The sequence below is a fragment of the Bacillus sp. BD59S genome (assembly GCF_007363175.1).
In the GTDB taxonomy this organism is placed as follows: Bacteria; Bacillota; Bacilli; order Bacillales; family Bacillaceae_G; genus Bacillus_A; species Bacillus_A pacificus.
Genome location: NZ_CP034686.1, coordinates 1,362,072 through 1,383,627, shown reverse-complemented (window position 1 = coordinate 1,383,627; position 21,556 = coordinate 1,362,072). Strand labels below are relative to the sequence as shown.

The 21,556-nt window shown below is 35.3% G+C and carries 21 protein-coding genes and 1 riboswitch; of the genes, 3 read left to right on the top strand and 18 right to left on the bottom strand.

Going from position 1 to position 21,556, the window contains the following annotated elements; translation table 11 throughout:
- Positions 1-10: 10 nt before the first annotated feature.
- Genes EKQ63_RS09100 through EKQ63_RS09090 form a run of 3 tightly spaced genes read right to left on the bottom strand, consistent with a single transcriptional unit; the run spans position 11 to position 3,154 of the window.
- The gene (locus EKQ63_RS09100) at positions 11-574 is read right to left on the bottom strand and encodes a CPBP family intramembrane glutamic endopeptidase (RefSeq protein WP_001025765.1); all 564 of its coding nucleotides are present in this window, start codon (positions 572-574) and stop codon (positions 11-13) included.
- The gene (locus EKQ63_RS09095) at positions 574-2,103 is read right to left on the bottom strand and encodes a RecQ family ATP-dependent DNA helicase (protein ID WP_087951840.1); all 1,530 of its coding nucleotides are present in this window, start codon (positions 2,101-2,103) and stop codon (positions 574-576) included. The genes EKQ63_RS09100 and EKQ63_RS09095 overlap by 1 nt, the downstream gene beginning before the upstream one ends.
- Positions 2,093-3,154, bottom strand: a complete 1,062-nt coding sequence (locus EKQ63_RS09090; RefSeq protein WP_087994428.1) for a YpbB family protein — start codon at positions 3,152-3,154, stop codon at positions 2,093-2,095. Before EKQ63_RS09090 ends, EKQ63_RS09095 begins: the two co-directional genes overlap by 11 nt.
- Before the next feature lie 297 nt (positions 3,155-3,451).
- On the opposite strand from EKQ63_RS09090, the gene EKQ63_RS09085 reads away from it, so the two are divergent.
- Positions 3,452-3,700: a ferredoxin gene (locus EKQ63_RS09085; RefSeq protein ID WP_001151996.1), complete on the top strand. Its 249-nt coding sequence runs from the start codon at positions 3,452-3,454 to the stop codon at positions 3,698-3,700.
- A 121-nt stretch (positions 3,701-3,821) separates the two neighbouring features.
- Here EKQ63_RS09085 and EKQ63_RS09080 read toward each other — a convergent pair whose 3' ends face one another.
- A complete protein-coding gene (locus EKQ63_RS09080; RefSeq protein ID WP_000810855.1) occupies positions 3,822-4,400 on the bottom strand; it encodes an ECF transporter S component in 579 nt (192 codons plus the stop codon).
- 162 nt (positions 4,401-4,562) lie between these two features.
- A riboswitch (FMN riboswitch) is annotated at positions 4,563-4,702 on the bottom strand.
- A gap of 245 nt (positions 4,703-4,947) precedes the next feature.
- On the opposite strand from EKQ63_RS09080, the gene EKQ63_RS09075 reads away from it, so the two are divergent.
- Entirely contained in the window at positions 4,948-5,634 is a 687-nt protein-coding gene (locus tag EKQ63_RS09075; protein WP_087951838.1) for a hypothetical protein, read from the top strand.
- A gap of 29 nt (positions 5,635-5,663) precedes the next feature.
- Here EKQ63_RS09075 and EKQ63_RS09070 read toward each other — a convergent pair whose 3' ends face one another.
- From EKQ63_RS09070 to EKQ63_RS09005, 14 genes are all read right to left on the bottom strand, one after another.
- The gene (locus EKQ63_RS09070) at positions 5,664-6,278 is read right to left on the bottom strand and encodes a peptidoglycan DD-metalloendopeptidase family protein (protein ID WP_087951837.1); all 615 of its coding nucleotides are present in this window, start codon (positions 6,276-6,278) and stop codon (positions 5,664-5,666) included.
- Positions 6,279-6,362: 84 nt separating this feature from the next.
- Positions 6,363-6,944 (bottom strand): cob(I)yrinic acid a,c-diamide adenosyltransferase, encoded by a 582-nt coding sequence (locus EKQ63_RS09065; protein ID WP_087951836.1) that lies wholly within the window; start codon positions 6,942-6,944, stop codon positions 6,363-6,365.
- Positions 6,945-7,081: 137 nt separating this feature from the next.
- Positions 7,082-8,857: a sensor histidine kinase ResE gene (gene resE / locus EKQ63_RS09060; RefSeq protein WP_143880974.1), complete on the bottom strand. Its 1,776-nt coding sequence runs from the start codon at positions 8,855-8,857 to the stop codon at positions 7,082-7,084.
- Positions 8,857-9,573, bottom strand: a complete 717-nt coding sequence (resD, locus tag EKQ63_RS09055; protein ID WP_000426862.1) for a DNA-binding response regulator ResD — start codon at positions 9,571-9,573, stop codon at positions 8,857-8,859. The genes resE and resD overlap by 1 nt, the downstream gene beginning before the upstream one ends.
- Before the next feature lie 302 nt (positions 9,574-9,875).
- On the bottom strand, positions 9,876-11,033 hold the full coding sequence (gene resC, locus EKQ63_RS09050; RefSeq protein ID WP_087951835.1) for a cytochrome c biogenesis protein ResC: 1,158 nt from the start codon (positions 11,031-11,033) through the stop codon (positions 9,876-9,878).
- Between the two features lie 14 nt (positions 11,034-11,047).
- The gene (resB, locus tag EKQ63_RS09045) at positions 11,048-12,673 is read right to left on the bottom strand and encodes a cytochrome c biogenesis protein ResB (RefSeq protein ID WP_143880973.1); all 1,626 of its coding nucleotides are present in this window, start codon (positions 12,671-12,673) and stop codon (positions 11,048-11,050) included.
- A 121-nt stretch (positions 12,674-12,794) separates the two neighbouring features.
- A complete protein-coding gene (gene resA, locus EKQ63_RS09040) occupies positions 12,795-13,316 on the bottom strand; it encodes a thiol-disulfide oxidoreductase ResA (RefSeq protein WP_000742200.1) in 522 nt (173 codons plus the stop codon).
- A gap of 93 nt (positions 13,317-13,409) precedes the next feature.
- Positions 13,410-14,138: a 23S rRNA pseudouridine(2605) synthase RluB gene (gene rluB / locus EKQ63_RS09035; RefSeq protein ID WP_000440556.1), complete on the bottom strand. Its 729-nt coding sequence runs from the start codon at positions 14,136-14,138 to the stop codon at positions 13,410-13,412.
- Positions 14,139-14,427: 289 nt separating this feature from the next.
- Positions 14,428-14,958, bottom strand: coding sequence for a spore maturation protein SpmB (gene spmB / locus EKQ63_RS09030; protein WP_000029511.1), 531 nt, complete (start codon positions 14,956-14,958; stop codon positions 14,428-14,430).
- Complete coding sequence (spmA, locus tag EKQ63_RS09025) at positions 14,955-15,551, bottom strand: spore maturation protein SpmA (RefSeq protein WP_046955232.1); 597 nt, start codon at positions 15,549-15,551, stop codon at positions 14,955-14,957. The genes spmB and spmA overlap by 4 nt, the downstream gene beginning before the upstream one ends.
- Positions 15,544-16,668 (bottom strand): D-alanyl-D-alanine carboxypeptidase DacB, encoded by a 1,125-nt coding sequence (gene dacB / locus EKQ63_RS09020; protein ID WP_087951834.1) that lies wholly within the window; start codon positions 16,666-16,668, stop codon positions 15,544-15,546. The genes spmA and dacB overlap by 8 nt, the downstream gene beginning before the upstream one ends.
- A gap of 189 nt (positions 16,669-16,857) precedes the next feature.
- Positions 16,858-17,772, bottom strand: coding sequence for a superoxide dismutase (locus tag EKQ63_RS09015; RefSeq protein WP_087951833.1), 915 nt, complete (start codon positions 17,770-17,772; stop codon positions 16,858-16,860).
- 105 nt (positions 17,773-17,877) lie between these two features.
- The gene (locus EKQ63_RS09010; RefSeq protein WP_000067566.1) at positions 17,878-18,369 is read right to left on the bottom strand and encodes a YpuI family protein; all 492 of its coding nucleotides are present in this window, start codon (positions 18,367-18,369) and stop codon (positions 17,878-17,880) included.
- A gap of 21 nt (positions 18,370-18,390) precedes the next feature.
- Positions 18,391-18,780, bottom strand: coding sequence for a hypothetical protein (locus EKQ63_RS09005; RefSeq protein WP_143880972.1), 390 nt, complete (start codon positions 18,778-18,780; stop codon positions 18,391-18,393).
- Positions 18,781-18,966: 186 nt separating this feature from the next.
- Between EKQ63_RS09005 and mprF the strand changes: the two genes are divergently transcribed.
- Positions 18,967-21,552: a bifunctional lysylphosphatidylglycerol flippase/synthetase MprF gene (gene mprF, locus EKQ63_RS09000; protein WP_087951831.1), complete on the top strand. Its 2,586-nt coding sequence runs from the start codon at positions 18,967-18,969 to the stop codon at positions 21,550-21,552.
- Positions 21,553-21,556 lie beyond the last annotated feature (4 nt).

Genomic DNA, 21,556 nt, shown 5'->3' with positions numbered 1-21,556 from the left:
CACCTTCCATTTATTTTCTTAATTGGAGCCCCATTATAAAATCAACAAGAAAGTGTGCAAAGATTGTTATAAACAAATTTCCTGTCCATTCAAATACATAACCAAAGACAAAACTAATGAAACAGACGAAACAAAACAAAAATGGCTTTTTTATATACCGAATATGTAATACTGCAAATACGAAACTCGCTATTACAATTCCAAAGTGCGTCTGCACTACACCTCTAAATAAAAATTCTTCTGCAAAGCCGATAATGAATGTAATAACAAGTAAATGCATAACTGACATCCCTTGAAACATCCTATCATTAATACCCCCATCATCAAACCAAGACTCTGGAAATACTCGCATTGCAACATAATCTAATAACACAATACCAATCGCTAACAAGCCACCTATTATAAGTATAGACACCGGTTCCCATTTCCACAGACTATACACCGATTTTATATCTCGGAATAGTATGTATGCTAGTAAACAACCGATACCGATAATAATGAACTGTGTGATATACAGATTCAGCCTTATTTCTTTCGGACTCATATCTTCAATATTATGCCTTTGAATGTTCATCATTCCCCCATCTTTTCTAGACCGAAAAGCTTTTGTAACTCTGTTTCCCAATTATAGTCGAAATCCGATTGTTGCGCTTGTCTTTTTTTATAATCTATTTTTGTAATATGACAATAGTCGCAGCAATTCTTTAACTCGCCCTCTTTTCTGTAACCGAACTGTCGCAGCAAATATTCACGTCTACATTCTTTCACTTGTATCCATGATTTCATGTTTTCTAGCTCACTATATTTATTACGTAGCCTGATTTCTACTTCAGCTATTAATCTTGTCATAATTTCATCTGACAAGCTCTCTAATATTAATTTTCTCTGTTGTATGATTCCAAGCTTTTCAAGATGATAGCGGATGAAACGCCAATATTGTTCATTAAATCTTGCTGCATTATAACAAATTTCTTCTACCTCTTCTATTGGTAATTCTTTCGTTTGAAACATTCTTTCCTGCAGTAAAGAAAATAAAAATTGTATTTGTGACTGACTTGGCAATTCATCTTCAATTATTGAAATTGGTAAATCGTGATCTAACGGACTACATAATAAAATAGCTATACTAGGTTCACCATCTCTTCCAGCTCTTCCGATTTCTTGTAAATAAGAAGCTATATTAGTCGGATAGTGGAAATGAATAATATATCTCGTATTTGATTTATTTACTCCCATACCAAAAGCACTTGTACATATTACAAGCTGCAACTGGTCATTCATAAACTGCTGTTGAATTAACATGCGCTCTTCATGTTCCATACCACCATGATAGAAAGCGACACCAGTAACGCCTTTTCCTCTTAAATATTCCGTTAAACGTTCTGTCCACGCTCTGCTTGAACAATATACAATCCCCGGCCCTTGTAAATACATCACCTGTTCCAAAAGCGCCTCTTTCTTCTCTTCTATCGTCTCTACAAATTGTACTTCCATTGCTATATTTGGACGATCAATAGAGTACACATGCTGCGTCACATTCTTCAGATTCAAACTCTCTGCTATATCTCGGAGTACATCTTTCGTCGCTGTTGCAGTTAATGCTAGCACCGTAGGAGACCCGATATTTTCAATAACTACATTTAGTTTTTTATAATCTGGTCTAAAATCATAACCCCATTGCGAAATACAATGAGCTTCATCCACAACAAATAATGAAATATGAACTTTCTTCAATTCTCTTATTAACACTTCCGACTGCAACATCTCAGGTGAAACAAAAATAAATTTATAGGAAGCTAACCTTTTCATCGCTTCTCTTTTTTCATGTAATGTCCGAAAACTATTAAATGCTATCACTCGGTTTTTCACAACATATTTTAATTGTGTAACCTGATCTTCCATCAAAGATAATAATGGTGATACAACAAGTACTGTCCCTTCTTGCATGAGCCCTGGAAGTTGATAGCACATAGACTTCCCTCTTCCGGTCGGAAGCATCGCTATAACATCTTTTCCTTCCAATAAATCTGTAATTACCCCTTTTTGACCTGGACGAAATTCAGAATATCCAAACCACCTATATAAATATTCCTCAAGTTTCATTTATACCCTCCATCCGCGCCAATACAAGACGAACTTCAAAATAAGAGATACCCTCTCCAACCGCTTGTTTCAACTCACGCAGCTTACGTGTTTGTAATGCATCAATTACTTCTGTTACTTTATCTATTTTGTCTTTTTCCATAAACATCTCGATAGAAAAATCTCTTTCTCGCAAAGCAATTTCAACAAAATGATCTTCTATCGTTGCAACCTTTAGATTTCTAATTGTCGCTATTTCTTCTAATGAGCGCCCTTGTCTCCAAAAATTATATGTTTTTTTCGTTGATAAACTAAATAATTCAGCTCTCTCATTTGGATAAGAGATAATCTCAGCTAATAACGGAAATTCATTTTCTTTATCGCGAACTTCTTGTATAAGGAAATGAATTGTACCCCAAAATAAAAAATATACCCTGAAAATATCTCGTTTCGTAATTTCCGCTAACTGCTGCAATGTACAACCGATACGTTCATATCCTGTTAATCTATATGTTACAATCGTCGCTTCTATCACATCACATTTCCCTAAAAGATTATGTATTTCTTTCCATAATCTTTTCGCCAATTCACTTCGCCTATACGGCATACCTGTTAAAAACCGCTTCACCCACACCATTATTTCTGTATCTTGTTGAATAGGAATAAACTTCGTATTATTCTGTTGTAAATTAGATACAGTTTGAATAATTAAAGATAATCTTTTCCAAAACGTTTCACCTAATTCACCATAGTGCAAACCATGCAAATGGACTGGAAAAGCATACCCTTCCTCCCATGTATGTAACTGCATGTTACCTTTAGGTGTTAACAAATATGTATTTTCATGTATTTCTTGAATCAAATCTGCTTGCAACAACTTTGCAACTTCACGATCATATTCAGTTCTATTTAACGATTTATATATTCCAAACAAAAAAGAAATTCGGAACATATTTCCATCTTGTAACGTTTGCGAAGAACGTTTTCCCTTTAATAAATAATAAATAGAAGAAACGGTTCTTTCACCATTCAATTGTTTTAAACAATACAATACAGTATATTGTAGTTGCATTACCGCTTCCACCTTTCAATCTAACTTAATTGCTTTTGATATGATTGCGCCATCTACCGTTACTCATTAAACTTATCATATGGGCAATATATACTTGTATATATTATATTGTACCAAACGAAATAACATTTACGTATTTTGAAAATCTTATGACATAATGCAAAAATTAGTTGACACTCTAATTGATAAGGATTATCATTATAATTTTATGTTGAAAAGTTTTAAAAACCGTTTTACAATAAGGTTATAATTTTTATGGCGAGCTTTTCACATACATATTATCAGGAGGGAAAAAAGATGGCAAAATATACAATCGTTGATAAAGATACTTGTATTGCATGTGGTGCTTGTGGCGCTGCTGCACCAGACATTTATGACTATGATGATGAAGGTATTGCATTCGTAACATTAGACGATAACCAAGGTATCGTTGAAATTCCAGATGTATTACTTGAAGATATGATGGATGCATTCGAAGGTTGTCCAACTGACTCAATTAAAGTTGCTGACGAATCATTCGACGGCGATGCTTTAAAATTCGAATAGTCTTTTATTAACTTCAAAAAATACCCCTCATTCATTTGAGGGGTATTTTTTGTTTTCTATTGTCAGTCTCCTTAATAAAAAACCATTAGTAGTATATACTACTAATGGTTTTATTTTATATTTATGCATTTTTCATTTTTGCAAATACCCATACTTTCAGGCGTGAGAATAACGCTACAAATACAATTGTCACAACAATTCCTTTAATCAAATTAAATGGTAAGATTGCCGTTACAACCGTTGTTTTTATCGCTTCGCTAGACATAGCTGGTGAATTTAAAAACCAAGTGTAAGCTGGGAATATGATGATGTAATTTAACACACTCATAATGAGCGCCATTGTAATTGTCCCTAGCATTAATCCTGTCGTTAAACTCTTAACAGTACGATACTTCCTAAATAAGAAAGCTGCTGGTCCAATAAATAAACATCCTGCAATAAAGTTAGCAATTTCTCCAACTGGTACTCCCGTTAAACTCCCTTGAATCCCGTAATGTAAAATATTCTTTATCGCTTCTACAATAACCCCTGCAACTGGCCCGAAAATAATCGCAGCAATTAGAGCTGGCACATCACTAAAATCAATTTTTAAAAATGGCGGAAGCCCTGGGAACGGGAAATCCAACATCATCAGTAAATATGCAATACTACTTAGCATTGCTACACTCACCATCTGCACTACACTGTTTTTTTGTTTCATCTTTCTCTCTCCTTTTCCATCGATCATCTCATGGAAAGTGGAAAGGTTCTGCTATGCCTACTTTTTCATAGAACGAAAAAACCCTTTGTGTTTTACACAAAGGGAGAATTTAAGGCACATCAAACAGACGTTCAAATACCTATCTTTTTTGAACGCTTGAACCTCCATCTTCTCCCATCCAGACTGTACTGTCGGCTTTGGAATCACACCAAATCCTGCCTTAACGGCTCGCGGGCTTAGAACAAAATAACATATAGTTCATCACCGCCGGTCGGGATTTTCACCCTGCCCCGAAGATAGACCGATATTCTATTTTCTACTTCATTATACAACAACATGATCGTATTGTGAACAAAAAAATCGTAACTTATTAAAAATAAGTTATTAATTTTACATAACCAAGATTATTCATTATATTTTACAATACACCCCATATTTTTTAGTATTCGGCATTTCTCCTATGAATCCCCTAGTCATATATAATTAAAAGTGATAAGATGTTGAATTGTTAAGATAAGAACATTTTCTGGATTATGGAGGAAATGTCATGAAGAAAGAGAAGAGACACTCTATTCGAGAAACAATGAAAAAAAACTTAAGGAAAGAATACTTTTACTTAAAAAAAGAATTACTTTTCTACTGTCCAATTGATTTAGGCACATTCTCAAGCGAGACATACTATGCTGCTTTCGATGAAGACGGCATCAGTATTTATCAGTATGATAAAAAGACAGAAAGTAAATTAAAATTATGTGAGCGTCATCCATGGAAGAGTTGGAATAAAGTAAAGGTTGATCATTATTTGACAACTTCACAATTTATTTTTCAAGGTGAGCGAAACTGGATATTATCCCTTTTTCAAAAAGGAAAAGAAGCTCAAAAAATAATAGAAGAGCATACATCTTTACAAACTGAAGTTGTTTCCCGCTCTTTCTTAAAAAAACTTCCAGGCTTCCGTTCTAATGCACCATTGAATAAATACATCGGCAGCATTTGCTACACTGCACTCATTGCATTTTTATTAAAATGGATGATTCCATTTCAAGCACCACAAATCGCCCTGTACTCTATTTCAATTGGTTGTATGCTTCTTGGTTTACTTTGTTTGACAATTGGTTTAATTGAACCAACTATTGTACTATTTCGAACAAACGAAAAAACAAGAGCGAAAGTATTTTACTTATATAGCTACTTAGCTATTTCTGGATTTATATGTGTCTTTATTTTTTGGTAAAAAAGAGCTAGTTAAAACTAGCTCTTTTTTTACTTTACATATAATTGTTGATTTGGATAAATCAGCTCTTGTTGCAACCCATTTTTTTCTTGAATTTCCTTAACTGACATTCTAAATTTCCGCGCAATGCTAACTAGAGTGTCGCCTTTTTGGACGACGTATAACGATGAAGAAACTGCTTCATTTCTTTGTTCATGTAAAACAAGCAATGGATTCATCGCATTCTTTTTTGCCATCGTCCATCTTCCTTGATGGACTTCTAAATGTAAGTGTGCACCTCGGGATTCTCCTGTATTTCCTACTTCTCCAATTATTTCTCCTTTTGAAATATAATCCCCTTGAACTACATATCTCTTATTTAAATGTGCATACACAGCCTCATATTCTCCATGTTTAATAAAAACAACGTTTCCATAACTACTTGAATAATAAGACTTTGTTACCTTACCTTCTTGAATAGCTAACACAGGCGCGCCGATCGGTGCCGCTATATCTATACCGTAGTGTTTTCCGTGCCTTGTTCCAAAATAATCACTTATCTGTCCTTCAACAGGCCATGCCCATTGATTTCCCTCTGCGTACACATGTAATTGAGATAAAAATAGTACTGTCAATAACATGACGCCATATTTTAAAGCTTTCATATACATCCTCCGTTTTCTAATTACGACCATACCTTCTCTATTTTGGTATATTACAGAAAAAACTATACAAAAAAAGAAAGTGAATCACTCCACTTCCTTCTCTTTCTTATCACGAAAAACGATTGCACTGCGATTATACTCTACATCTTTTACTTGTAATCGAGCGTTTATTACTCTAGCTACTGCAAATAAATAATCAGATAATCTATTTACATACTTTAGAACGACTTCATTTATTTCTCCTTCCTTTTGCAGGGACACGATACATCGTTCTGCTCGCCTTACAACTGTACGTGCAATATGAATAGCAGCTGCCGACTCGCTTCCACCTGGTAAAATAAACCGTTCTAGCGGCGGTGCTTCTTCTATATACGAATCAATCCTACTTTCTAAGTTTTCGACCATTTCAATTTTTAGTTTATAAGGAATTTTCTCGCTTACTATCGCCAAGTCTCCCCCGCAATCAAATAGTTCATGTTGAATCGTTTCAAGTTCATTATAAATATCTCCGAAAGACCCGCCTTGTAGTTTAGTCATCGCATATCCAATATGAGAATTCGCCTCATCTATTGTGCCATATGCTTCAACTCGGATATTATCTTTATCCACTCTGCCGCCTATTACACTTGTTGTCCCTTTATCTCCTGTTTTTGTATATAATTTCATCGCTTTACGACACCCCTCTCATGATTCTTCATTCGACTAAGTTAGAAAAAAAGTTCTACTATTATTTATTTAATCGATTTTACAAAAAAATAAACAACAGTAGAACTTTATTCATTATCAACTTTAAAAACACATATCTAAATTATACGATTCGGTAAATATACAGAGAATGTAGTTCCCTCTCCAACAACACTTGAAACAGCAATTTTCCCATCATGGCCTTGCACAATATTTTTTGCAATCGCAAGCCCGAGTCCTGTTCCACCTTTTTTTCCACGTGTTCTTGCTTTATCAGCTTTATAGAAACGATCAAATAAAAATGGAATATCTTCTTCTGGAATACCAGCGCCCGAATCTTGTACTTCAAAAATAAGACCATTATTTTTCGTATCAATTACAAGCGTTACATGTCCACCTGCGTTCGTATGACGTATTGCGTTATCAATTAAATTCGTCAATACTTGTTCCATACGATCTGCATCAAACGGGTATTGCTCAATTGGATTTTTGAAATCAACCGTTAACGCGACTTCTTTATTCTTTGCAATTCCTTGGAATTTACGACCTATTTTTTCAACGAAAGGATGAATATCAACTTCACCTATATGTAACTCTACATTACCACTTTCCATACGCGCTAAATCTAACAATTCATTTACAAGTTTCCCTAAACGAACGGATTCATCATAAATGATTTGAACAAACTCATTAATTTCTTCTTTTGTTTGCACAATATCATCTAAAATTGCTTCACTATACCCTTGGAGCATGACCATCGGTGTACGAAGTTCATGTGATACGTTCGCAATAAAGTCTTGGCGCATTTTCTCAAGACGGCGTTCTTCCGTCATATCACGCAATACAGCTACAGCCCCACGAATTTTCGTTTGATTGTAAAGCGGCGTCATAAGAACTACATAATTACCCTTTTGTAAATTAATTTCAACCACTTGTTGTTGTTCGCTTTCTACAACGAGATGGAATAGTTCAACAAGTTCAGAAGGTAGTTTTTTACTGAGCTCTATCTCTTTTTCTTCTTGCCAAACTTGTAAGAAATGTTCAGCCGGCGGATTAATTACAACGACTTCACCCTCTTGATTTAATGTAATAACCCCATCTGCCATACTACTTAAAATACTAGCTAACTGTTCTTTCTCTTGCTGCAGGGCATTCATATTAAACTTCAACTGTTTCCCCATTTGATTTAAGGCTGTTGCAAGCTCACCAATCTCATCTTGGGATACCATAGGAGCTTTTGCATCAAACTTCCCACGCGATACCTCAAAAGCAACCTCACGCATTTTACGAAGGGGTGCTGTAATTCGAGTAGATAAGAAGAATGCAAAGAAAGTTGTTAATATAATCGCAATCCCTGCTGATAAGAATATAAAATCAGTCGTTCTTTCCATACCTTGTATCGGTACTTGTAAAGATTCGTATACAAACACTGCACTTTGATTTTTTGACTGTACTGGTTTTCCGACAATCATAATATCATTTTCAGTATTTTTATTCTTTCTACTATTAGAGGCTTTTCTAATGTTATTCTTAATTTCTTTTTTGTCTGTAAACACAGCCGCTAATTCTTTATCTTCTTTTAAGTCATCCATTGTAAGAGTGACTAATCCTTCTTGTTTCGGTGAAGAAGATATTTCTTTACCATCTTCTACAATAATGATCCTTGAAAGTGGGTCAGAGAATTTGTATGCGATATTCTCAATTGTTTTTACATCGGCACCTTCTTCAATTAACTCTGAAACACTTGTTGCAACTTTTTGAAGCCTAGCTTCACTCATATCAACATAATATGTTCTAAAAAACTGTGAAAGTAAAATCGCAACAAATCCAAGCACGAACGAAACGAGAAGCAATATGGTCATCCATAACTTCCCTACTACACTTCTCCAAAGCATCAGTCGTTCACAACCTCAAACTTGTAACCTACTCCCCAAACGGTAACAATCATCTTGGCAGCATCGGGTGATTTTTTACTTAACTTCTCACGTAAACGCTTTACATGCGTATCAACTGTACGTAAATCTCCGAAGAATTCATATTGCCATACTTCTTTTAGCAATTGCTCACGATCGAATACTTTATCAGGCGCTTTCGCTAAGAATAATAGTAATTCGTACTCTTTCGGTGTTAAGTTCACCTCATTACCATCTGCTGTAACACGGTGTGCATCATTATCAATTGTTAAATGCGGGAATACAGTAACATCTTTTGTCGTTGTATCTTGTGTAAAGAATGTTGTTGGTACAGAACGGCGTAAGACCGCTTTCACTCGAAGCACTACTTCACGTGGGCTAAATGGTTTCACAATATAATCATCAGTTCCTACCTCAAACCCTTGTACTCGATTTACTTCTTCACCTTTTGCTGTCAACATAATAATTGGCGTCGCTTTCTTCTCACGAACCCCTTTACATACTTCGATACCATCTTTACCAGGCATCATAAGATCTAATAAAATTAAATCATAATCATTTTGCAGCGCCATTTCTAAAGCTGTATCACCATTGTCTGCTTCTTCAATTGTGTATTGTTCTCTCTCTAAATACATTTTCAACAAACGACGAATACGATCCTCATCGTCTACAATTAAAATTCTTGATTCATTTTCCATTTCTACCCGTTGCGTACTTTTACCACAACGGTTCACACCTACCCTTCTATACTATTATGTTGCGCTATTCTCGTTTATTTAAGCAATCTTCTAAATGTTTCACTTCCCATATTATGCTTCACAAGAATAATAAAGTTTGTTCAATTTTTTTCCAAAACTATGTATTTTTTTTGAACAGTATATAATGTCCTCGACATCATTTTACAAAATCAACCGCTACTTTGTCATGTTTTTCTCAAAAAAGAAGAAAAGTTGACAAAAATAAAATAGGAAAGTGACATACACTCTCCTATTTTATTTCTCTATGCGTATGAATGTAAACCCGCGATAATTAAGTTTACTACAATAAAGTTAAACATAATGATTGCAAAACCAATTACCGCTAACCATGCTGACTTCTCTCCATGCCATCCTTTTGATAAACGTAAATGTAATACCGCAGCATAAAAGAGCCAAGTAATAAGCGCCCAAACCTCTTTTGGATCCCAGCCCCAAAAACGTGTCCACGCTATTTGAGCCCAAATCATGGCGAAAATTAATGCACCTAATGTGAAAACTGGGAATCCAATTGCAATAGAACGATATCCTATTTCATCTAACAAATCGCTATTCGTATTTTTCACTAACGGCTGAAGCGCCGCTGATACTCGTTTACGTAAAATTAGCCTTAATACGATATAGAGTAACGTTCCGACTAACACTGACCAAATAACAGTATTTAATTTTTTCGCATTTACAATTGCCGGAACTTCAACTGTCGGCTCTAATTTATTTTCTGTCAGTAACTTCCCTTCATGCGGCCCCACTAAAGCCGGAAGATTGTATTTCATTTCCACTTGTTGTTCATTTTTATCAATCCATTGAAACTTCGCTTCATATTTCATACTAGAATATACCGTTGTTACTCCAATAAACCCAACTGTACAAACAAGTGTGAATACTACCGTCTCTAGCCAAAATGTACGTTTACTTTTCACTGATTGATCTACATTTTTCAATAAATACATAACACCCGTAATAAAACTAATTGCTAAAATTGCTTGTCCTGCAGCCGCAGTCGTCACGTGAATATGTAACCAATTACTTTTTAAAGATGGAATAAGCGGTGATATTTCCCTTGGAAACATACTTGCATAAGCAATTAATAAAAGCGCAACCGGTAATGCAAATAATCCGATTATACTTACGCGGTACATAAAGTACATGACAATAAATGCTCCGACAAGCATCATGCCGAAAAACGTACCAAATTCAAAAAAGTTACTAACTGGCGCATGACCTGATGCGATCCACCTTGTTACAAAATAAACTGTTTGTGCAATAAACCCTAAAATTGTAATCGTTATTCCTATATTTGCCCATTTATGACCCTTTTCTTTAATTGCTCCCCCAAAAAACAGAGTGGCAATTAAATATAAAATAAATGCGGTAAAGAGAAAGTTACTACTTATTTGCACCATATCGTTTCCCCACCTTAACTAATTTTTTTATCGACTATTTTATCATTTGGTTGCGGAATTGCTGTACCTTCTAGTACTCTTTCAATATCTTTCTTTAAACCGAACCAGTTTTTATTCGTATGTCCTGCAATCCACCATTCATCATTAACGCGTTGTATCCAAATACGGCGATGATTCCAATACATTCCTTGAATGACACCAACCATAAATATAAATCCTCCAATACCGAGAATCCAAAGCGTTAAATCTTTTCTTACAGTAAGTGCTGTTGCATTTTGCATTTCCACACCTGCAAAGGACATTTTATATTTGTTATTCCCATCAGGTTCTATATTTTGCTGAATACCAACAAAACTCACTTCACCATCTGGTGTTTCAGGTGTAAACATTTTAAATACAAATGCAGGGTTGTTTGGTAATTTTGTTTTTGTATTTGGTCTTCCATTCTCATCAAAATAAAAATCAGGGAAATAGCTTAATAGTTCTAAAGAATAACCATTTCCTAAATCATATTTTTCTGCAGGGTTTGTTAAATCAACTTTAATCGGTCCCCACTTTTGATTATTTTCTTTATTTTGCAAACGGAAGGACATACTTTTAAATTCATTTTCTCTATAACTCAATTGATAAACAGCAAATTGATCAAATTTCAGCGGTTCATTTACTCGAATTTCAACTTCCTTTACTTTTTCCAATTTTGGTTTTTGTCCAGCTACCTTTTCACCTACCGCTTTATATAATACGGCATTCGTTTGGAAGTTTTTCGCAATCATTTTATCACCTACACGGTCAATTGCTTCATCAAAAACTTCCTTGTCCTTACTTTTATCATAAACTTCCTTTATAAACTTCTCACTTTTTAAATAATATTGGCCATCCGTCCCTGGTATTTCTTTCGTTTCACCATCACGTAACCAAAGCGTTTCATCTACATACATACTCGGTAAAAAACGAAGCATCGCACCGAATAAAAAGATAATAAGACCGATATGATTTACATATGGACCCCAACGCGAGAAACGTCCCTTTTCTGCTAAAACGTTTCCGTCTTCCACTTTCACATTATAGTTCGTTTTCTTTAAATTCTTTTGAACTTTTTCAAAATCTCCCTCTTGCGGTGTACCAGTGCCATATAATCTCTGTCTCTTTAAAAAGCTAGGGTGTCTTTTTACCCCTTGCTTCTTTAAAGCTTTATAAAGTGGAATGACACGATCTAAGCTACATATCACAAGAGAAATACCAATTGAAGCAATTAACATTATATACCACCATGAACCGTATAAATTATTAAAACCTAATTGATAGTATAATTGCCCTAAAAATCCGTATTCTTGCTTATAATATTCGGCGGGTGCAATCCCTGGAGTTATGTACATTTCTTGCGGAAAAATAGTTCCAATCGCTGATGCAGCTAAAGTAATTACAATGAGCCACACACCGACTTTTACAGAAGAGAAAAAACTCCAAATTTTATCGACTATCGTTTTTGTTTGCGTGAGAGATCTTCGAGCACTCCCCTCATAGCGCATATCCAATAGTTTTATATTTTCATTGCTTTCAAATGGTTTCCCGCAAGCTTCACAAAAAACAGTTCCTATCGGATTTACATGTCCACATTCACACTTAATTTCTTTCAACACTCTCACCGCCCCTGTATCTATATGTACTATTGTATATTCTAACCTAAAGTTACCACAATACTCAGAATTTTTAAATCGAAGGCGCTATAGGTAAGCGCCACTTATGTAACGGCTTTCTTTATTACGGAGTGATTTTCTTTAAATACTCCTCCAATTGTTCCTTCGTTTGTTCACCTTTAATCTCTTGAATCACCTTACCATCTTTATCAATCAAGAAGCTTGTTGGTAATGGTATTACTCCATACGTTTTTATAATTTCTCCACCTTTATCGATTGCAACGGGGAACTTAAGATCGTATTGTTTCACAAAATTCTTAACAGCAATATCCGTTTCATCTGCATCTAACGCAATGATTTCAACGCCTTTTTCTTTATACTTTGGATATAGTTCATTCATATAAGGCATTTCTTTCTCACAAGGTTTACACCACGTACCCCAAAAGTTTAAAAATACACCTTTTCCCTTAAAATCTTTTAGCTCAATTTTCTTTCCTTCTAAATCTGTCACAACAAAGTTAGGTGCTTCTTTTCCAATTTCCATTTTCTCTTCTTTAGTGAAATATCCTTGATAAAGTGTAAATCCTACAGCACCACATAAAATGAGCAGAATAATAACGCGAAATAATAAGCGATTTTTTTTCATATTGTTTCCCCTCTCTTCGACGAGTGATGAATATATGTATTTTTAATAAATCACCAGCGGAGCATTCCACTGGTGAAAGTTTCACAATATCGATTAGCGAGGCTTTGTAGAAGCCAATGCACGCAATTGTTTCACCTCATGCGGTGTCAATTCTCTTGCATCACCAGGTCGCAAGCTACCCACTTCTAAAAAGGCATAGCGTTCACGCTTTAGTTTCACTACTTTACAGTCTAACGCTTCAAACATACGACGTACTTGACGGTTACGTCCTTCATGAATTGTTAATTGTACAATCGCCATTTCTTTACGCTTGTCCCAAGAAATAATCTTCACACGCGCTGGTGCTGTTTTTCCGTCTTCTAACGTCACACCGCGTTCTAACATGCGGATTTTCTCACCTGTTAGAGGCCCTTTTATTTTTGCAACATATGTTTTTTCAACTTTATATCTAGGGTGCATTAATACATTTGCGAAGTCCCCATCGTTTGTCATTAATAATACGCCAGACGTATCATAATCTAAGCGTCCGATTGGGAATAAACGTTGTGTAATTTCCGGGAAAAAGTCTGTTACAACACTTCTTCCTTTATCATCTGATACACTTGAAATTACGCCAGTTGGTTTATATAGTAAAAAATAAACAGGTTCTTCTTTTTCAAGAGGGATGTTATTTACTTCTACTTTATCTTGAGGAGTTACTTTCGTTCCTAACTCCTTCACTATTTTTCCGTTAACTTTCACTTTTCCTTGCTGAATTAATTCCTCAGCCTTTCTTCTCGATGCAATACCTGCTTGCGCAATCACTTTTTGTAATCGTTCCATTTCTTTTTTTCACCTCGAATTTATCTTACCTTACATTAGAAAGACTTGGCAACCGCATACGCTTGACGGCTTTTCGCTTCATCTGACTTAAACAACATAGCGATGATAATAAACATATAAAGGTCAAATCATGTTTTTACCTTTTATTATTGTCCATATTTTTCATATTGCTTACAATAAAAGTTCATTATTTTGTCAAAAATACCGCATAAAAAAACCACTATTAAGCAACACCTTAATAGTGGTCGTATACGTATTATAAGCGAAATAGCATAAAAAATGAATAGTATTACTTAAACATTAAAGAAACAAACACAATCGAACAAATAATTCCGATTAAATCAGCAAAAAGTCCTACTTTTAATGCATCCCCCATTTTTCTAATTCCAACAGCTCCGAAGTATACCGTTAAAATATAAAAAGTCGTATCTGTACTCCCTTGCATTGTAGAAGCCAATCGTCCAATGAATGAGTCTGGTCCATATGTGGCAATTAAATCGGTCGTAATACTTAAACCAGCAGAGCCCGAAATAGGACGTATAAGTGCTAGTGGAACAATTTCTGCTGGGACATGAATTAAATCTAACATCGGCTTCATTACTGATATCATTGCATCTAGTGCACCTGAAGCTCGAAATATAGAAATAGATACGAGCATTCCAACCATAAACGGTAAAATAGAGATTGCAATTTGAATCCCTTCTTTCCCCCCCTCAACGAACGATTCGTACGTCGGAACTTTCTTTATCGTTCCATATAAAAGGATAAAACCAATTACACAAGGGATTACCCATAATGATATCGTATTAACAATACTCATTTTTTCCGCCCCTTCCTACTCCTTCTTCGGTAAAAATAGCGATCAATCCAAATCGCTCCGATCATAGAGAGTACTTGTGCAATGAATGTTACCCCAACAATTTCAGTAGGATTCGCTGATTCATACGTCATTCGAATCGAAATGACAGTAGTAGGAATTAAAGTAATCGCTGATGTATTTAACGCAAGAAACGTCACCATAGAACGGCTCGCCGAATCCTTTCCCCCATTTAACTCTTTCAATTGCTCCATCGCTTTTATACCAAGAGGGGTCGCAGCATTACCTAACCCAAAAAAGTTAGCCATCATATTCGATAAAATAAATCCCATTGACGGGTGATCTTTCGGTATTTCTGGAAACAGCCTTTTGACTATCGGCATAAAAAGTGTAACTAACTTTTTTAATAACCCTGCTTCCTCTGCAATTTTCATTAAACCGAGCCAAAATACTAAAACACTAATCAGTCCTATACAAATTGTTACTGCGTCTTTTGCTCCATCAAATACTGCTTTATTTATTGCTTCCATCGTTCCATTGATCATGGCATATACGATCCCTATGACTGCCATCGCTACCCATACGAGATTAACCATCGCTTCCAACACCTATCATATGAGAAAAAATTTCTTTCACATTATTCCAGTACATTCCCGTTGTAGCTACTAACTTCCGTTTACTATAAAATAAATTTCGTTCTCCAACTTTCTCATTGCCAACATAAATTTCTGTCTTCCCAACCTTTACTCCATCCTTAAGTTTCGCACTTTTATCAAGTTCAACTTTTAATACGACATCCTTTCTTTCCTGCTCAGTTAAAGGTACCGCAAAACTATTTTTCGTATAAACATGATTCGCATATTTCTTTTCAGTTATTTCAGCAAGAGCTCCTTGTCCTACAACGTTTGTTTGTTTGAAACGTTCAAAACCTTTATCAAATAAATTCATATGATCATCCCAATCGCTAGAAGCGCTCAAAGTTACGACAATTAGATCTAGTCCATCTTTTGATGCTGTTGTAACAAGCGTCCGTCCCGCTTTCTTCGTAAAACCCGTTTTTCCTCCTGTTGCAAATTCATAATAAGACGTCACAAGTTTATGTTTGTTTCTCCACGGATAATCCCACGAATCTGATTTATACGTTTTTGTCCCAAAAATCTTCTTAAAAGTTTCGTTCCCCATTGCATACCTTGTTAAAAGTGCCATGTCATAGGCAGACGAATAATGAGATCCATCTCCATCTAAACCATGCGGGTTTGAAAAGTGAGTATCTTTCATTCCAATTTGTTTCGCCTTCTCATTCATTAAATATACAAACCCTTCTATACTCCCTCCTACATTTTCAGCAATTACTTGTGCTGCATCATTACCAGATCTAAGCATAAGTCCGTATACGATGTCCTCTAACTTCACTTTCTGTCCAGGCTTTAAATAAATTGCTGAGCCTTCCACTCTCACTGCTTCATTACTAACCGAGACCATTTCTTTCATTTTTCCTGATTCAGCAGCTAACAAGGCAGTCATAATTTTTGTTATACTAGCAATCTTTTGTGGCTCATGTTCTGCTTTTCCGTATAATACGCGACCTGACTGTTGCTCCATTAATACAGCATTTCGAGCACTGACATTACTGTTCATCTTTGCATATGTAGGAATTGGTATAACGCTTGCGTACATAATAAGAAGCGTAATGATTACACAAATTCGTCTCATATTTCCCCCCACGTCCTTTTGGCACTTTTTGTACAAGTGTATGCTTGGCCTTTTAAAATATGAACGAAATCTCCCTCTCCCCCAATAAAACCAAACTGTAATCAGTTATGGCTTTGTTGATTCTCCACTAACCATTAGCCCTCAATATTCAAGCCTTCGTGATATAAAAAAGACGCATACAATATGCGTCTAATATGGCGTCCATTCAATTTGTTTTGCACTTTCAAATCTTTTTTCTACATCCGGCCAATTTACAACATTCCACCAATTTTTAATATATTCATCTTTTCGATTTTGGTATTGTAAATAATACGCATGTTCCCACACGTCTAGTACAAGGAGCGGTATCGTATCCCATTGTGTAAATAATTGATGAAGTGTACTCTGCAAAATTTCTAATCTTCCCGATCGCGGAACCCAAACGAGAATTGCCCATCCTGAACCTTCCACTTTAGAGGCTGCTTCTGTGAAATGTTTTTGAAAACGCAAGAAACTTCCAAAATCTTGTTCAATCCGGTGTGAAAGAGCCCCTCTTGGACTTCCGCCGCCACCTTTTTTCATGTTATTCCAAAATATTGTGTGCAAGTAATGACCTGATCCATGAAAGGCCGCTTCTCTTTCCCAATGCTTAATTAAATCAAATTGATTTGTTTTTCTCGCTTCTTCCATCATCTTCTCTGCCTTATTTAATCCTTCTACGTAACTACGATGATGTTTATCATGGTGTAACATCATAATTTCTCTAGAAATATACGGTTCTAACGCATTATATGGATAAGGTAGTGGCGGGAGTGTATGCCCTCCAATTGGAACAGCTCGTTCACTATCCCCTCTTTCACATAGTTCATATTCCTCTTCTGCCTGCACGAATACTTCCTGCAAATGATGCTGAATATGTTCTACATCATCACTTATTTCATACATAAACTCTGCATCTGTATCATACTCATGCTCTTTCATACGGTCTAATAACGTTTGAATTTTATAAGCAAGCATATGGACATCATACACTTCCATTGCACGGCTATCTAACACGTGAAGAACACTTTCACACCAGCTTTCTACTTCATGAAAGTAATCTGTGAATACACCTTGCTGACTCATGTTACACCTCCTTAATGCTATCCCCTTAAATATATTCAAAGGAAATCCCTTATATAACTGTACAAAAGGAAAAGAAGCTAAGTACCCTTAGCTTCTTTTTCACAATTAATATTTGTGTAACATCTTTGTTTGGTAATCCGTCTCATAATATTCTAGTTCTTCACGCATCAATTGAAATTTACCTTCTAAATTCTTCATTACTTGCTCTATAGATGCAGGTGGCGTTTGTTGAAAAACGATGGAGTTTTTCCCTGTATAAGCAGATCGACTATTTTCATACCAATGATCACTCTTTGGTGAAAAAAACTCTGCAATTACTTGATGATAAATTTTATATAAAATCTTTTCAGCTGCTGTCTTTCGAAATGGCTGGCTATTTAACAAAACAAAACACGCATCATGCCCTTCTTCACAAAAAACGAGAAGACGTCTTATTGACGCTAATAACCCTTTATAATATTGTTCGTTTCCTGCCGGTGTCTCTTCTAATAAAGAAGGCAACGTATGATAATTTACATAATTGGTTATCAAATGAATAACATCTTCTAAAAACATAGAAACTTGTTCTGTTTGATTTTCCACCATTAGATTAGACATTTTTCCCTCTCCTTTGCCATTTCACGCTATTTCTACTCTTTTATTTTTATGTAATTCAGCCAATATTTCTTGTACTTTCACGACTATTTCCTCATCAAAATATTGTTGGAATTCTTCTATATTATTTAAATACAAACGTTTTTGCATGCGAAGCTTATTCTCTTTCAGTAAACAACAGATCGCTACAATTTCCCGCAAATATATGTCTTGATTTTCTACTTTACATACCGGATTTCCTTCAAAAGGAGTAATTTCTTGTAAAACTTCTTCAAAATACCGAATATATAAAACAGAAAAGGTTCTTTCTTTATCATTTAATATATATGTCACTTCAGATCTATTAAAAAAATCTTCTGACGTATTAGGTTTTGCTTTCTCTAGCTCATATCCCGCATAACCTATTATAATCATCTAATTCCCCTCTCTTCCTTCTTTCAATTTATTTTAACTTAATTTTCTGACAAACGAAATACTCTTTTAAATATAATCCCTATAAAAAATAGCTTCCTTATACAGGAATTTACCTTTTTATTTTTCTTGAAGTTTGTCATAATAATATTATTGTCTCAGTTTTCTTATACAAGGAGAGTTGTATTTATGTCGTTTTCATGGAAACGTTTCTTACAAATCGGGAAAATTATCTTCCCATTTGTTGTATTAACCATTGTATTCTTTCAAGCAAAAAAAGAATTAGCAGGCATTTCTTTTTTAGAAGCAATCAATACAATTAAAAACATTCCAACCGGAGGAGTCTTTTTAGCAATTACACTTGGTGCATTTGCCGTATCAACAATGTTCTTTTACGACTATGTTATGCTTCGTTATTTAAAAGCTGATATACCAGTCCAAAAGATTTTTCGTATCTCCTGGATTGCTAATACCTTAAATGGATTTATTGGATTTGGTGGTCTCGTTGGAGCGGGTGTACGTACAATGCTTTATCGTCCATACATAAAAGAAAATGGCAAGCTTATTAAAAGTATCGCCTGGATGACAACTGCTTTTATTAACGGACTCGCTATTCTTTCATTCCTCGGTCTTATTGGAATATTAGACACAAGTTTTATTTTGCATGAAAAACCGTGGCTATGGCCTGTTTTGATCTTCTTCGCCCTTTTCGTCCCTATATACATCGGCTTTTCTAAACTAAAAAATAGAAAACCAAAGCAAACCGAAGGACAAGTTGAAGGAGAAGAAGAGAAAAACCCAACTGTTTTATACTCATTAGTCTCATTAGTTGAGTGGGTATCTGCTGGCATTGTTATGTACGTCATACTAATATTATTTGGCATTGATATCGAATTTCAAAAGTTTTTAGGCGTGTATGTCATTGCTGCTTTAGCTGGTGTTGTTAGTCTTGTACCTGGTGGACTTGGTTCATTTGACCTTGTCTTTTTAACTGGGCTCGGACAATATGGCATTGATACAGGCGTATTACTACCTGCTATGTTATTATATCGCCTCGTCTATTACATTTTACCATTCTGCCTTGGTCTTATTTTTGCAGCTTTTGAAATGACAGGCGTGGCCATTAAAAAGTTTGAAGACAAACCTTTTATTGCGCCTGCATTAGAAACAACTGGTGTTATATGGACTTTGCAGCGTGATTTTCTAGGAAAACTAGGTTCATGGGCCTCTGCTGCTTTAACAGTATTTGCTGGATTAATGGTTATTTTATCGACCATTCTACCGACAAGTATAAACAGAGCTCACGCCTTACATATTCTAGCTCCAAAACATCTTATTCAATTTTCTTTTAGCTTATCACTAACATTCGGTATTCTCCTCCTGATCCTTTCACGAGGCATATATTATGGAACAAAGCGTTCTTACTATATGACGATTATTTCTTTAATCGGAGCAGCTATCTTTAATACGCTAAAAGGGATTGATATTGAAGAAACGTTTATTTTATTAATTGTACTCGCTGTATTATATATGCTTCGTAAAAGATTTGTACGCGAGAAAATGGAAGTCTCACTTTCTGATATCGTAAAAGTTTTTATATTCTTACTTATAACTTTATATTTATATAAAAACTTAGGTATTTTATTTGCAGGTGCAAAAGAAGCTTTTAAACCTGATTTTGTCGTTCGTAATATTACGCAAGTAAAACGAAGTGCATTAGCAGCTGCCTTTTTCGTTCCTACATTTTTACTGATTGGCTCACTCATTGCTAATCGTTATCGAAATGAATTTCCCGGGCAACCAGCTAATGATAAAAGATTGCAAAACTTTTTAGATGAACATGGTGGAAATGTACTTAGTCATTTAGGTTTTTTAGGTGATAAACAATTCTTCTTTAGTAGTGATGGGAAAGCGCTCCTTCTCTTCTCTATAACTGGAAAACGTCTTGTTGTGCTAGGTGATCCAATTGGAGATCCTTCCTCCTACCGTACTGTGTTACAAGAGTTTTTAGCTGAAGCTGACCGATTTGGATACATTTGTGTATTCTACCAAATCGAAAGTAAATGGATGAGTTTATATCATGATTTTGGTTACAACTTCTTTAAGCTTGGTGAAGAAGCTGTCGTTAATTTGAACACATTTACAATAACAGGAAAAAAACGTGCCGGTATGCGAGCGACTTTCAACCGTTTTGAACGAGAAGGCTATACATTCTCTATTCACCAGCCGCCGTTCTCAGATGAACTATTTGAAGAATTAAAAAAAGTTTCAGATGCGTGGCTCGGTGGAAAAAAAGAGAAAAGTTTCTCACTCGGATACTTTGATCGTGAATATATTAGCCGTGCTCCTATCGCTACATTATCTGATGCAGATGGAAAAATCATTGCATTCACGACATTTATGCCCGTATATCAAGACGGATCATTGTCTGTTGATTTAATGCGCTATTATCCAGATGCGCCTAGCGGTATTATGGATGCAATTTTCATCCACCTATTCCAGTGGGCAAAAGAAAATGAATACCACTCCTTTAATATTGGTATGGCACCACTTTCAAATGTAGGTTTATCGACACAATCTTTCTGGTCTGAACGGGTTGCTGCTGCCATCTTTAATAATGTTCGTTATACATATAGTTTCAGCGGGTTACGACATTTTAAAGAAAAATATAAACCAGCATGGAGCGGTAAATATTTAGCATTTAGAAAGAATCATTCTTTACCAATTACAATGCTCTCTGTAACAAAATTAATAGGAAAAAGAAAAAACAGCTAAATAG

Bases quoted from the DNA above. Each gene is read 5' to 3' on its own strand.
- EKQ63_RS09100 (WP_001025765.1), bottom strand. From the start codon at position 574: ATGAACATTCAAAGGCATAATATTGAAGATATGAGTCCGAAAGAAATA.
- EKQ63_RS09095 (WP_087951840.1), bottom strand. From the start codon at position 2,103: ATGAAACTTGAGGAATATTTATATAGGTGGTTTGGATATTCTGAATTT.
- EKQ63_RS09090 (WP_087994428.1), bottom strand. From the start codon at position 3,154: ATGCAACTACAATATACTGTATTGTATTGTTTAAAACAATTGAATGGT.
- EKQ63_RS09085 (WP_001151996.1), top strand. From the start codon at position 3,452: ATGGCAAAATATACAATCGTTGATAAAGATACTTGTATTGCATGTGGT.
- EKQ63_RS09080 (WP_000810855.1), bottom strand. From the start codon at position 4,400: ATGAAACAAAAAAACAGTGTAGTGCAGATGGTGAGTGTAGCAATGCTA.
- EKQ63_RS09075 (WP_087951838.1), top strand. From the start codon at position 4,948: ATGAAGAAAGAGAAGAGACACTCTATTCGAGAAACAATGAAAAAAAAC.
- EKQ63_RS09070 (WP_087951837.1), bottom strand. From the start codon at position 6,278: ATGAAAGCTTTAAAATATGGCGTCATGTTATTGACAGTACTATTTTTA.
- EKQ63_RS09065 (WP_087951836.1), bottom strand. From the start codon at position 6,944: ATGAAATTATATACAAAAACAGGAGATAAAGGGACAACAAGTGTAATA.
- resE (WP_143880974.1), bottom strand. From the start codon at position 8,857: ATGCTTTGGAGAAGTGTAGTAGGGAAGTTATGGATGACCATATTGCTT.
- resD (WP_000426862.1), bottom strand. From the start codon at position 9,573: ATGGAAAATGAATCAAGAATTTTAATTGTAGACGATGAGGATCGTATT.
- resC (WP_087951835.1), bottom strand. From the start codon at position 11,033: ATGGTGCAAATAAGTAGTAACTTTCTCTTTACCGCATTTATTTTATAT.
- resA (WP_000742200.1), bottom strand. From the start codon at position 13,316: ATGAAAAAAAATCGCTTATTATTTCGCGTTATTATTCTGCTCATTTTA.
- rluB (WP_000440556.1), bottom strand. From the start codon at position 14,138: ATGGAACGATTACAAAAAGTGATTGCGCAAGCAGGTATTGCATCGAGA.
- spmB (WP_000029511.1), bottom strand. From the start codon at position 14,958: ATGAGTATTGTTAATACGATATCATTATGGGTAATCCCTTGTGTAATT.
- spmA (WP_046955232.1), bottom strand. From the start codon at position 15,551: ATGGTTAATCTCGTATGGGTAGCGATGGCAGTCATAGGGATCGTATAT.
- dacB (WP_087951834.1), bottom strand. From the start codon at position 16,668: ATGAGACGAATTTGTGTAATCATTACGCTTCTTATTATGTACGCAAGC.
- EKQ63_RS09015 (WP_087951833.1), bottom strand. From the start codon at position 17,772: ATGAGTCAGCAAGGTGTATTCACAGATTACTTTCATGAAGTAGAAAGC.
- EKQ63_RS09010 (WP_000067566.1), bottom strand. From the start codon at position 18,369: ATGTCTAATCTAATGGTGGAAAATCAAACAGAACAAGTTTCTATGTTT.
- EKQ63_RS09005 (WP_143880972.1), bottom strand. From the start codon at position 18,780: ATGATTATAATAGGTTATGCGGGATATGAGCTAGAGAAAGCAAAACCT.
- mprF (WP_087951831.1), top strand. From the start codon at position 18,967: ATGTCGTTTTCATGGAAACGTTTCTTACAAATCGGGAAAATTATCTTC.